General features: G+C 38.9%; 8 protein-coding genes and 1 pseudogene. 8 read left to right on the top strand and 1 reads right to left on the bottom strand.

Annotated features, from left to right (window positions below):
- The first annotated feature begins 416 nt into the window (after positions 1 to 416).
- The 6 genes and pseudogenes from HXT43_RS03595 (at position 417) to HXT43_RS03570 (ending at position 7600) form a co-directional block, all read left to right on the top strand.
- Entirely contained in the window at positions 417 to 1991 is a 1575-nt protein-coding gene (locus tag HXT43_RS03595; RefSeq protein WP_116442658.1) for an InlB B-repeat-containing protein, read from the top strand.
- 490 nt (positions 1992 to 2481) lie between these two features.
- Positions 2482 to 2904, top strand: coding sequence for a GNAT family N-acetyltransferase (locus tag HXT43_RS03590; RefSeq protein ID WP_004119964.1), 423 nt, complete (start codon positions 2482 to 2484; stop codon positions 2902 to 2904).
- A gap of 129 nt (positions 2905 to 3033) precedes the next feature.
- Complete coding sequence (locus HXT43_RS03585) at positions 3034 to 3843, top strand: nucleoside phosphorylase (RefSeq protein WP_004107172.1); 810 nt, start codon at positions 3034 to 3036, stop codon at positions 3841 to 3843.
- A 290-nt stretch (positions 3844 to 4133) separates the two neighbouring features.
- Complete coding sequence (locus HXT43_RS03580) at positions 4134 to 5900, top strand: ABC transporter ATP-binding protein (protein ID WP_004119962.1); 1767 nt, start codon at positions 4134 to 4136, stop codon at positions 5898 to 5900.
- A gap of 270 nt (positions 5901 to 6170) precedes the next feature.
- Positions 6171 to 6761 (top strand): type IV toxin-antitoxin system AbiEi family antitoxin domain-containing protein, encoded by a 591-nt coding sequence (locus HXT43_RS03575; protein ID WP_004119958.1) that lies wholly within the window; start codon positions 6171 to 6173, stop codon positions 6759 to 6761.
- Positions 6758 to 7600: pseudogene (locus HXT43_RS03570) on the top strand (nucleotidyl transferase AbiEii/AbiGii toxin family protein). Before HXT43_RS03575 ends, HXT43_RS03570 begins: the two are co-directional and overlap by 4 nt.
- Positions 7601 to 7832: 232 nt before the next feature.
- On the opposite strand, the gene HXT43_RS03565 reads toward HXT43_RS03570, so the two are convergent.
- Positions 7833 to 9173 carry a Na+/H+ antiporter family protein gene (locus tag HXT43_RS03565; protein ID WP_032842528.1) on the bottom strand — a complete coding sequence of 447 codons (1341 nt, stop codon included), beginning with the start codon at positions 9171 to 9173 and terminating at the stop codon, positions 7833 to 7835.
- Between the two features lie 526 nt (positions 9174 to 9699).
- Here HXT43_RS03565 and HXT43_RS03560 point away from each other — a divergent pair.
- Positions 9700 to 10467: an ATP-binding cassette domain-containing protein gene (locus HXT43_RS03560; protein ID WP_004119947.1), complete on the top strand. Its 768-nt coding sequence runs from the start codon at positions 9700 to 9702 to the stop codon at positions 10465 to 10467.
- On the top strand, positions 10457 to 12535 hold the full coding sequence (locus tag HXT43_RS03555; RefSeq protein ID WP_162861582.1) for a YhgE/Pip family protein: 2079 nt from the start codon (positions 10457 to 10459) through the stop codon (positions 12533 to 12535). Before HXT43_RS03560 ends, HXT43_RS03555 begins: the two co-directional genes overlap by 11 nt.
- The last annotated feature ends 102 nt before the right edge of the window (positions 12536 to 12637 follow it).

Here is a 12637-nt window from a genome sequence, read left to right as displayed (position 1 = left end):
TGCTTTTGAGAGTTGGTTGTTTAGCAGATTTGATAGTTTATTTGTGAGTTATCTTATACTGGAATTTGCTAAGTTTGTTTGTTATAATTGGCATGTTAGTTCGGTGACGGAAGTTGACAAACTGAGATCATGAAAAATATAATCCTCGACAGACAGACAGACAGACAGACAGACAGACAGACAGACAGACAGACAGACAGACAGACAGACAGACAGACAGACAGCGTGATGCTGTCTTTTTCGTAACATAATTTTTATCGTCTCACCACTCTATACATTGTTTATTTTGTATTGAAATAGGTTAGTGGTTCTGCATATTTACACGCATTTTTGGTTTTGCGTTTGCACTATATAAATTTTCGAAATTTAATAAAAATTATTGTTACGATAATAGTTAGTTTGGCTGGAAATAAAAAATGAATAATAAAATAATAAAAAAAGTTATTAGTCTAGCAGTTGCTTTTGTAGCTACGATTGGACTTTTTGCTGGAACAGTGACAGCTCAGGCTGCTGGAGTGAATAATGCGAATAAGCAGCCGCTTCACATATCTATGAATTATGCAGAAAAATTAGGAAAAGGTCATACAACACCTGGAGCACTTGGACAGCTTAGCTCTGACATGGAACGTATGTGGAAAGAACTTCCTATAACAGTTATCGATGGGCAAGGGCATGAACTTGAAGTTAAGAAAGAATTAAATGGTCACTGTGAACGTACTGTTGGCAATTTTGCAAACGGCGAAAAAGTAACAATTAAAGTTGATACTTCAAAGCTTCCTGATGACTATCATCTTTCCTGGGAGTCTGATTACACGTATCCTAAACCAATTAAAAATTATTCTCAGTTCCAAGTAGTTGTTGATAGTAGTATGCCTGTACGTATTTCTTTAGCTAAAATGAAGGTGAAATTTGACCTACAGGGAGGCAATATCAATGGTAATACCAAGAGTATTGTGAAATTTGTCAATAAGAATAACGGTGTTGATTTCCCATCTGATCCAACAAAAGATGATTTGGTGTTTGGCGGCTGGTTTACCGAGTTACCTAATACTGAATCTTATAAGAAACTTGGGATTGTAGGCAAACGCTACTACTGGAATAGCAAATCGCTGTTTTCTGATTATAGTTGCGACTGGATGAGTTATAACGACACTAATACAGACCCATTGTATGACGGCGTATTTTTACTTCGCGCACAGTGGAATGCGAAAGTTTCGTTTAATGCTAATGGTGGCACTTTTATTGACGGTAAAACTGAGAAAAGTGGTGCAATACGGCAAGGTAAGAGTATTAAAATGTTAGCTGCTCCTACGCGCGAAGATTATCAGTTCTTAAACTGGGTGGATGCTGCTGGTAAAACCTACAAGCCTGGTGAAGAATATACTTTGAATGCTAATACTGTGTTTACTGCCAAGTGGAAGCAGATTCGAAGCACGGTTACATTTAAGGATGGCGATAAGACTCAAACGGTAAAGGTGGAAACTGGTAAGGCTATTGATATGGATGTGTTAAAAGATCAGTCAATGCCTAAGAATCCAACTAAAGATGGCTACACGTTTAAAGAGTGGAATACTAAGGCGGATGGTAAAGGTACTGCGTTTACTGGTAAAACCATAGTAAATAGTGATACGACTGTATATGCCATCTTTACGAAGAATCTGAAACCAGCACCTACTCCAGATCCAATTTTGCCTGCACCTTTTGAGCCTGAATCAGGGATGGAGAATCCATTGTCAGTTCCTGAATCTCAAACTCCGGAGACTAAACAAGAGCTATCTCATGCGCCTAAGTCGGAGCATGAACATAATACAGCGCATGAATATGTGAAATCTCCTGTTGTTGAGCATAAGACTGAAAAGCATGTTCCAGATATGCCTAAGACTGGTGAGTCAGCTTCAGTTGTTGCGTTGATTTCTGCTTTAGGTTTTGCTATTGCTGGTTTCGCTGTTGTGCGATTGAGGAGAGTGTTTGAAGCAAAATCCGTAAGATAACTAGTGTTTACTTGCGTAAGTTGAAGTTTTACGCGCTTTTATAAGGCTTCGTAAAGTCTTATAAAGTAAATGAGGCGGCCTTGACTAGTTGATAGTTAAGGCCGTTTTGTTTACTGACGCTTGTTTTTGTTTACTTATATAGCTGATAAGTAAACAAATTCGGGGAAGTGCTCTTGTTTTTATTTACTTGTGTACCCTCTAAATAAACAAATTCGGTGAGAAGCTCGCTAGTTAGATCTCTTACGAAACTCACGTTGGAGGTTCACAGTACTTCCAATCCAAGTGAGTTTTTGTATTGAAGGGAATTGAAATCCCAATGATTTCAATCTCGGTCAAAGCGCTATAGTAGTACACGAATGCACGGGTTGTCTTTGGTGCATTAAAGTCCTATGTTAAAAGAAGAGATAGGTGACTTGATATACTGAGCGATTACGCTAGAAAATTTAGGGTTTCAACGTTGATTGCACAGTATTCGGGGGTGTTATTGTCAATGAATTTAGCAGATGTTCAAATAAAAGAGTATGAAAAGTATAATAGCAAAGATATTTTAAGGTTGTATGATTCCGTTGGTTGGTCTGCGTACACAGATGATTTAGTTGCTTTGGAAAATGGTTTTAACAATTCGCTCAAGGTTTTAGCTGCATATAAAAGTGATGAGCTAGTTGGCATTGTTAGAGCTGTTGGCGACGGATATACGGTTGTTCTTATCCAGGATATCCTTGTTTTGCCTAAGCATCAAAGGCAGGGGATAGGGTCTGCTTTGTTAAAGGCGATTGTGGATTGTTATCCTAATGTTCGTCAAATTCAATTGACTACGGATTGTACTGAAAAAACTATTGCTTTTTATAAGTCAGCTGGCTTTATTGAGTTAGCAGAAATCGATTGCTGCGGTTTTATAAAAGACAGGACATGATGCAGAAAATATGATTCTCTAGTGGCCATTAAGTGCGAATTTGCAGCAATTGACCATTTTGTGATCTTTGCGTATTAATGTGTGTATTTGTATATAGGATTGAATGGTTTGTAGGATGGAGTTGATTATATGACAGAATATAATTTACCAATTTTAGAGTATGATTCCGATAAAAGTGCAGTTTTAATGCCAAAACACGATAATATTTCTGTTCAGCTTCCATCTAAAGCGGTTTTTGCTTTCTTAGGGGATGAAATTGATCAGTATGCTTTAAGTAGGAAAGCTACAATTGTAGCAAATTTTGAATCTGCAACTAAAAAATATCCGATATATGTTTTGGAAGAAAAAGTAGGAGATACAGTAAGAGAAAATACAAACAGCGCAGTAGAAGAAGAAACGCAAAAAATCTGCTTAGTACAGGCCCCGGTTGGCGCTCCGGCCGCTGTTCAGATCTTAGATTGGTTGATTTCTTACGGTGTTAGTGAAGTTGTTAGTGCTGGTTCTTGCGGATCGCTAGTTGATTATGCGGAAAACGTTTTTCTGGTTCCGTATAAAGCTTTAAGGGATGAGGGGACTTCTTATCATTATTTGCCTCCAAGTCGTTATGTTGATGTTTCAGAGCGTTCGAGGCATGCTATTTTGCAAACTTTGCAGGCGCATAATTTGCCTTATCATGAAGTTAAGACGTGGACTACGGATGGATTTTTCCGTGAAACTAAGACGAAAGTTGCTAACCGTAAGCAGGAGGGATGCGCGGTTGTTGAAATGGAGTGTTCTGCTTTAGCAGCTTGTGCGCAAATGCGCGAGATTGTTTGGGGTGAGATTCTTTATACTGCAGATACTTTGCATGATGTTGAAAATTATGATGAGCGCAATTGGGGTGGGGATTCTAAAGCGTATGCTCTTGAGCTTTGTATTGAAGCAGTGTTGCGCATTTGACACGTTTACGCTGATATCACGTATAAAACCATCGTTCTAATTTGATTTTTTTTTAACTCTATGCTTATTATTTCTAACAAGCATTACATGTAAGTGTGTTTAACCATTTATAGGTGTTGTCAAGTAGATAAGCATGAACAATCAGGATAAGTATGATAGTGTAGCTTTCAACGTTTTGTAGCGGGCGAATCGGCAAAACAGAAGCGAAAATGCTAGCTACGAAAATGCTATTAGATAGGAAACAGTAGAAATATCGAAAATAGCTATAAAGGAAGTGAGAGGTAGCGAGAATGAACAAAACTGACAATACAGCAAATCAGCAATCGTCCGCGAATCAGCAATCATCCAAACTGCATCCCGACGTAAAAAATTACGTAAAACTATTTTTCAAAGAAAACAAGCTTGTAGCTTTTCTTTCGATGATAGTTTTTATTTCCTTGTCTATGATTTACACTGCTATTTCTTGGATTTTGCAAATTATTTTCGACTATATGGCAGGTAAAGGATCCTACTCTTTAACTACTATTTTGCTGCTTGTCGTTTCCTTTATGCTGGCAATCTCCCTGATTTTCGCGTTGAAGCGCAGTTCGTACCCTCGCTTTCTTGAAAAAGCAATGAATCAGTATAAAGAGTCTGTTATCAAGAAGCTTTTACAGAAGAGTTATAGTGATTTTTCGCTCGCGAATTCCGGCACGTATCTTTCTGTACTTACTAATGATTGCGAGCGTATTCAAGAAAAGTATTTGAAGAAGATTTTTGACTTTGTTCAAGACGTTCTTATGCTGGTAAGTTCGCTAGCTCTTATGATTTACTATAGTCCACTGCTCACTGTTATTGCTCTTATTATTTCCGTGCTTCCTATGGTGTGCTCGATCCTTACAGCTAGCGGAATTGCCACTCGAGAGGAGCAGGTTTCTAAGTCGAATGAGTCTTACACAGCTTTGACGAAGGATGTTTTGAACGGCGTTTCGGTTATTAAGAGTTTTAAGGCGGAGCAGGAGGTTATTAACCGTTATCAGAATCAGTCGATGGAGCTTGAGCATACGAAGAATCTTCGCGAAAAAACGATGACTACTGTTTCTGCTCTTGGAACGATTTCAAGCCTTGCAACTCAGCTTGGCGTGATGCTTGTTGGTGCTTGGATGGTTAACGCTCATGTTGGTGTTATTACTGCTGGAATGGTGTTAGCTTTCACTAATTTGATGAATGGTGTACTTCAGCCTATTGCAAGTCTTCCGCAAATGCTCGGCGAGATGAAGGGCGCTAAGAAGCTGATTAGCAAGATGGCCGATTATATGAGTAACGTTAAGGAAGATTCTGGCGAGATCATTGACGATTCTGTTAAAAACGTTGTTTTGCGCAATGTTTCGTACGCTTATGATGCGGATCATAAAGTCTTGAAAAATGTAAATCTAACTTTGCAAACTGGAAAATCTTACGCGATAGTAGGACCTTCTGGTGCTGGTAAGAGTAGTTTGATTAATCTGCTTATGGGCTACTACAAGGATTATGAAGGTAGTGTGAAGCTGGATAATCACGAGCTTAGTGATGTGAGCAAGAGTTCGCTTTACGATAAGACGACTCTTATGCAGCAGTCTGTGTTTATGTTTGATGCTTCGATTTTAGATAATATTACGCTTTTTAAGCCATTCCCTGATGTGGAAGTGGATCGTGTGATTCACTTGGCTGGTTTGGATGATTTGATTGCTGCTAAAGGCAAGGATTATCAGTGCGGCGAGAATGGTAGTCATCTTTCTGGCGGCGAAAAGCAGCGTATTGCTATTGCGCGAAGCCTGCTTAAAAGGTCCGAGATTCTGCTGGTTGATGAGGCTACGAGCGCGTTAGATAACGAGACAAGTGCGAACGTAACGCAGTCTATTTTGAATTTGCAAGGAATTCTTCGACTCGTGGTAACTCACCGCTTGGATGCCAATTCGCTTAAGCAATATGATGAGATTCTTGTGATGAAAAGCGGCGAGCTTATTGAGCGCGGAAGCTTTGAGGAGCTTATGAATCAAAAGGCTTACTTCTACTCGCTTTACACTGTGTCTATGTGAGGATGTTAATCTGGCTTGGGCTTGGCTTTCGTTTGGCTTGCGCTGAGCAATTTTAAGCTCAGTAGAGACACTGGTGCAGATTGCGTACTGCGCGATGTCTCTGTTTGGCACTAGTGGCCATTAGGTGCAAAATTGCGTTGTTTGGCTACTTTGTGATTGGTTAAATGTGGTTTGACTATTTACACTTTACGATTTGCTTACGCATTTGATACGTTTATGCTGATATAATATATGAAATCAGTGTAAACGTATCATTAAGTAGGTGGGCAAATGTTAAAGGATCAATTGTGCAATTACATAGAGAAAAAGCAAGTTTTAAGCATTGATAGTGTCATCAAAGAACTTGGAATTAGCCCGTCTAGTGTTTATCGATTTATTAAAGATGAGAGCTTAGAACGCGTATCAAAAGGTGTTTACGTTAAGAGCAATTTGTGGAATGATGAAATGAATTTATTGTCAAAGCGCACATCTGTTGCTGTTTTTTCACATGAATCTGCCCTTCTTCTACATAATTTGACTGATAGAGAACCTTCTTCTTTAACAGTGACTGTTCCGTCAACTTATAATGCAAGTAGTCTAATTAAGACTGGTGTTAGGGTGTTTTATATAAAACCAGATTTTTTAGGAATTGGTAAGACGAATCTTATGTCGCTTGAAGGTAATCTTGTGCCTTCTTATGATTTAGAGCGCACAATTTGCGATATTTTGCGTTCTCGTTCTCAAATAGATGCACAGGTGGTATTTGGTGCGTTAAAAGCTTATGTTAAAAGAAAGGATAAGCGACTTGATATACTAAGCGATTACGCTAAAAAATTTAGGATTTCAAAGTTGATTTCACAATATTTGGGGGTGTTGTTATGAGAATGAAGGATGCTAATCAGCTTAAAGCAAAAATAAAGAATGTTGCACTCCAAAAGGGTGTAGATCCTCGCGTGCTAATGCGCGTATATATGATGGAGCGTTTTTTAGATCGTGTTTCTCGCTCGCGGTATAAAGACAATTTTGTTCTAAAAGGTGGAATGCTGATTTCTTATCTTGTTGGCGTAAATCTTCGTACAACAATGGATATTGATACAACTATGCAAAATATTTCTCTTAGTGAAGATGATGTGCGTATTTTTATATCAGATGTAATATCTATCAATATCGATGATGGTGTTAAATTTACGCTACAAACGCTTGATTCTATTATGCAAGAATCTGACTATCCAGGGGTTCGAGCTAGCCTAATTGCAGATTTTGATGGTACAAAAACTCCTGTTAAAATCGATATTTCAACTGGACATGCTATTACTCCATCTGCTATGGAAGCAGAATTGCCTTTAATGTTCTCATAATCTATCTCTTTATTGACTTATCCAATTGCAACGATTTTAGCAGAAAAGTTGCAAACAATTCTTGTGAGGGAAGAATTTAACACGAGAATGCGAGATTTTTATGATTTGCATGCTCTTAGAGTGTCTCAAGGAGATAATGTCTTTAAGAAAGAAGAGATTGCTAAAGCTTTTTACGCTACTTCTCAAACGAGAAACACCCTTTATTTACTGAGTAACGTGAATGAAATTTTCGATAGGATTAAAGATAGTGAAGTGATGAGAATAAAGTGGAAGGATTACCAAAGGAAAGCACCTTGGGCTAAAAGTCTTTCTTGGGAAGAAATAATGCAAGATATGAAATTTCTTTTTGATGTTCTTTCATAATGAGGTTGTAGCTTAAGTTATTTTATTATTTGAATGGCTTTTATTAAATCATCGGGAGACGTGCGATAGTGGCCAATCGTTGCGAATTTGCAGCGATTGGCTACTTTGCGATTGGTTGATTGGTGGTTAAAAATAAACGCCAGGGAGTTTATTCAACTCGACTGGCGTTTATTAGTCATTTGTGTTATTCGCTAGTTGTGTTTTTACTTGCTGTGTTTGCCAAAATAATCTGCTAAATAAACTGTGATATTACAATGCCGGCAGCCATAAGCGGAATATTGAAAATAAGGAATGTTGGAACGCAAGTATCCCAAATATGACTGTGCTGACCGTCTGCGTTTAAGCCGGAAGTAGGTCCAAGTGTGGTATCGGAAGCAGGGGAGCCTGCGTCTCCAAGAGCTGCAGCAGAAGACATAAGAAGAATCGTTGCAGGAGTGCTGAAACCAATGCTCTGGCACAGTGGCACGAACAAAACCGCAAGAATAGGAACCGTGCCAAACGAAGTACCAATGCCCATAGTCACAAGCAAACCAATAAGCGTAATAACAAATGCAGCAACAAGTTTGTTTTGTCCCATAGAAGCTACACCAAAGTTTACAAGCTCCTCAACTCCGCCTGTCGCTTGGATCACGTTAGCATATCCGCCCGCAATGAGCATCACAAACGCAATAAGACCCATGAGTTTTACGCCGCCAGTAAGCTGATTGTCAATGTCATTCCACTTTATTGCTCCAAAAATAATCATAGTTGCAAGACCTGCAATAGACGAAAGCGAAAGATCCTTACTAATAACTTGCACTACTACAACAACAATAATTGCGAGAATAGTCACATAATGGCGTAAATTAAGAGGTCCGACAACGGCGTCGGCGGCACGAGTGTCAGTTTCTGTAGTTTTGTATTCGCGAGGTTTCCTGTAGAGCACAAACACTGCAAAAAGTAGTGATGCAAACATCGCAAGACCTAAATACCAGTTCACAGCACTAACGTCTGCAACACTAACCTTCATGCCATTTTTAGAAAGATTTGTAGCAATAACAGTTTGGAAAATAAGACCAAAGCCAAATGGAATAGCAATATACGGAACTTCAAGACCAAAAGCAGTGCAGCATGCTGCAGCTCGACGGTCAAGCTTCATCTTATTCATAACTCTCAAAATAGGCGGAATAAGAATAGGAATATAAGCAATATGAACCGGCACAATATTTTGAGACATGCATGCAATAATAGTTAGTACCGCAAGTAGAGCGTACTTTTTCATGCCAATAATTGAGCTAATTTTTTTAGAAATAATTTGAGCTAAGCCTGTTGCAGTAATTGCTTCCGCAAAAGTTCCAAGCAAAATGTAAGCGAGAGCGGTTTGTGCGTTGGTGGAGAAACCGTCGCAAAGCAAAGCCATAATTGTGTGATTTCCGTCACCGAAAAGAGGAAGATGACCAGCAATGCCACCTGCAATGCAAGCTACTATCATTGATAGCAAAACATTAAGTTTTGCAAGACTAAGCGCGCATAGCACTACAACCGACACAATAACCGGATTAAATATAATATTTAAAATTTGCAAACCTAGCATGCCGTTCACCCCTTTAAATGCTTGAATTTTAATATATTGTTTGAAGCAATACGTTTTATTTCGTATTGCTTACGCTTGTATTTTTGCATATGTATTCTCACATATGTATTTCTTACATTTAGTAATTAAGGACAATATAGCATGGAAGTGTTTACAACATGTTTCTTAATTAAAGATGAAATATAAACAATTCAACAGAAAGATTGAAGTAGCTTAACAATTGTTTACCCAAAAGAGTACCCTAAGGTATCAGTGGTGAAGAATTAAGAATAATCACCAAATGTCCGGTTTTGCACCGTTTTATGCAGCATTGCAACGTGAGTTTATCGCTAAAAATAGCGATAAAGCAATGTGAAAAGTAAAAATTGTTTTGCTAATTGCGAAAATCTAAAAATAAACAACAAACACAAACAACAAAATTAAAAATTGAAAATTGGTTATTTAGAGTAAGGAGGAATGCCTGGCGCTCTAAGCAAAATTTAGATACTGCGTTGTGTCTAAGCAATAAGCGTCAAACATACAAATTATGCAAGAGGAACAAACGTTTTTAGAAGCTAAAGAATTAGGGTTAAAAAGATTTAGAAGATCGCCATTTTGGGATGTGTCGCTAAAAGTTGCACCTCATCAAATCGTTGCAATTTCAGGCGAACATGGTTCTGGAAAATCAGCTTTGCTGCTTGCATTATCTGGTTATATGAAATTCACTAATGGAATTCTTACTATTGCGGACGTAACTCTTCCTAATGATTTCCAAGAATCTCGACAATACGTTGGTTTGGGATTATTTAGCGGAATTAACGAATTTTATAAAACGCAAACAATAGAAGAAGTTCTTATGAGCGAGTTGAAACTAGCAGCGCGCTCGCCTCTATTTTTGAAGCAATACAAAAATGATGTTAAAAACCGTGAAGCTTTACAGCAGTACGCTTACAACGTGTTAGCTCAATGGAAAGTATTTTCTCCTCACGAAACAGCAATAGGAGAGTTGACTCCGTGCGAGCGCATGCGTTTGGCAATTGCGCTTGCTTTGTTAAAAAAGCCGTGGCTGCTATTTGTTGATGGAATTGAAACGGAGCTTACTAGCGAGCAAAGCGAATACCTATTTTCCGATATTCGCGCGTATGTTAGTAAAAATTACTGCTCTTGCCTTGTTGGAGTTTTGCAAAGTGAGTTAGAAAAGCAAGCTGATCAAGTCTTAAGACTAAGCCCAAATCATGGGGAATCAGAAAATTCTCATATTGATTCACAGCTTGGTATAAGTGAAGCAAATGGTGGTGAAAACAATGCGCGTTAATACTCTTTCTCTTGCATTTCGAGAGCTTAACAATACGTTGAAAGGAAAAGCTCGAAAGCTTGTTATTGGAACCGTAGCTTTGATTCCACTTTTATACGGATCGCTTTATTTGTGGGCATTTACTAATCCTTATAAGACTTTGAATACTGTTCCTGTAGCTGTTGTTGTTGAAGACAATGGTGCTGTGATTAACGGCAAAATGCGTAACATTGGAAACGAAATCAAAACTCGCTTAAAGAATCAAAAAGATGGTAGTGAGGGATTCCAATGGAATTTTGTAAATAGTGCTGAAGCGAATAAGGGGCTTAAAAATGGCAACTATTTTATGGTAGCAACCATTCCAGCTTCCTTCAGTAAGTGCATTGCTTCTGCGCAATATGAAACTCCTACTAAAGCAAAACTTCACGTAAAGTACGATCAGGCAAGTAATATGCTGGCTTCGCAAATTGGTAAAACTGCTTTCCATACTATGCGTAGCGAAATCAGCGAGGCGATTGCTCAAGAGTATTGGGAGAACATGTTTGCGAAAGTTAATTCTGCTTCTGATTCTCTTGGTGACGCAGTAAATGGTGCTGGTGCTTTGCATGAAGGCTCAAAATCTTTGCAAAATGGAGTAAATAAGCTTGCAGATGGATCTAGTCAACTTTCACAATCTTTGCGAAAACTTCAAGGCGGATTAAGTGAGCTTCAAAAAGGAGCGAATACTCTTTCTAAAGCAAATACTCGAAGTAAAGCAGGGGCGCAATATCTTGCTCAAAAAACGCAAGATTTAGCAAACGGAGCTCAACAATTAAGCAAAGGAACTCAAAAACTATCGGCAGCAACAAGCGAATTTTACGATGGTGCGCAAAAGCTTTCTGCTTCTAGTAGTGAATTAGAGGAACGCGTTAAGGCTGGAAATGCTGAAACAAAAGCACAAATTATGGGTCTTCTTATGAAAGCGCAAGATCCTAGAGTTACTAAGGAAGACGTGCTCGCTAGTTTGCAAGGTTTAGCTGGAGGATTAAGTGAGAATTCTGATCTTCTAGAAACAAATCTTTCTGCTTTAAGCGCTGGAGCAGACAAGCTTTCTGCTGGAAGTTTGCAAATAAAGGGCGGAGCTGACGCAATATCTCAAGGTGTTGAAGCTGTTAATACTGGCTCAAATAAGCTTGCTGCTGGAGCGAATAGTCTTGCTGAAGGTTTGGCTCAAGTAAGTAACGGTAGCGAGAAACTAAATAATGGTGTGAATGCAGCTGCACAAGGTTCAGCGAAAATAGTGAACGGTTCTGATCAGCTTAATTCCGGAGCTAAGAAGCTATCGGATAATACTCCAAAGCTGGTTGAAGGCGCAAAAAAGTTGCATGACGGGCTTAAGAATTCTCAAAAGTCTGGAAAAATCAACAATATCGTGCAAAAAAGTAAGATGATGAGCGCGCCGGTTTCCTTGGAAGAACACGAGTATTCTCACGTTGAAAATTACGGAACAGGTTTCGCTCCTTACTTTATTTCCATCGGACTTTGGGTCGGTGCTCTTATGGCAACCTTTGTTTTGAGAGTTATGGATAGGCGATCGATACTAAATGGCATGAATCCGCTTAAGAGTGCGCTTATTAGCTTAACGCCGTTTGTGATTATGGGCGTTGTACAAGCTGTAATTCTTATGGGCGTAGTGCACGTTGTGTTAAAGTTGCAAATTGACAACGTTCTTGCGTTCTATGGTCTTGGAATTATTGCATCCATAATGTTTATGGCAATAATGCAAATGATTATGGTGATTTTCCACATACCAGGGCGAATAGTTGCAATTGTGCTGCTTATGTTGCAAATCACAAGCTCTGCAGGAACATTCCCAGTTCAAATGACGCCGGCATTCTTTAGAGCTGTTCACCCATACTTGCCAATGACGTACTCGATTATGGGGTTGCGTCAAGCAATGGCTGGAAAGAACAGTGGCGAAATAGTTTTCGGCATTGAAATGCTTGTGCTTTTCGGCGTGATTGCGATTGCTATAACAAGCATCGTTGCGCGCATGAAGCGTACTGTAACGATGTTTGATTTGCATCCTGTGATAACGCTTGAGGCGTAAGCGTCGCTTATCTAATACTAACCTGCGTAAGAGTGAATAGCTTTTGCGCAGGCTTTTTATATTTAAGTAACCTAAATTTATGCAGTTTCCAAACATTACAAC

This window comes from Gardnerella sp. DNF01195 (assembly GCF_049244175.1).
GTDB classification, from domain to species: domain Bacteria; phylum Actinomycetota; class Actinomycetes; order Actinomycetales; family Bifidobacteriaceae; genus Bifidobacterium; species Bifidobacterium leopoldii.
Note: the sequence above shows the minus strand (reverse complement) of the source record. Positions and strands in the feature narration are given on the sequence as shown.

What these genes read in the sequence shown, in the direction of transcription:
- HXT43_RS03595 (WP_116442658.1), top strand. Translation starts at nt 417, where the DNA reads ATGAATAATAAAATAATAAAAAAAGTTATTAGTCTAGCAGTTGCTTTT.
- HXT43_RS03590 (WP_004119964.1), top strand. Translation starts at nt 2,482, where the DNA reads ATGAATTTAGCAGATGTTCAAATAAAAGAGTATGAAAAGTATAATAGC.
- HXT43_RS03585 (WP_004107172.1), top strand. Translation starts at nt 3,034, where the DNA reads ATGACAGAATATAATTTACCAATTTTAGAGTATGATTCCGATAAAAGT.
- HXT43_RS03580 (WP_004119962.1), top strand. Translation starts at nt 4,134, where the DNA reads ATGAACAAAACTGACAATACAGCAAATCAGCAATCGTCCGCGAATCAG.
- HXT43_RS03575 (WP_004119958.1), top strand. Translation starts at nt 6,171, where the DNA reads ATGTTAAAGGATCAATTGTGCAATTACATAGAGAAAAAGCAAGTTTTA.
- HXT43_RS03565 (WP_032842528.1), bottom strand. Translation starts at nt 9,173, where the DNA reads ATGCTAGGTTTGCAAATTTTAAATATTATATTTAATCCGGTTATTGTG.
- HXT43_RS03560 (WP_004119947.1), top strand. Translation starts at nt 9,700, where the DNA reads ATGCAAGAGGAACAAACGTTTTTAGAAGCTAAAGAATTAGGGTTAAAA.
- HXT43_RS03555 (WP_162861582.1), top strand. Translation starts at nt 10,457, where the DNA reads ATGCGCGTTAATACTCTTTCTCTTGCATTTCGAGAGCTTAACAATACG.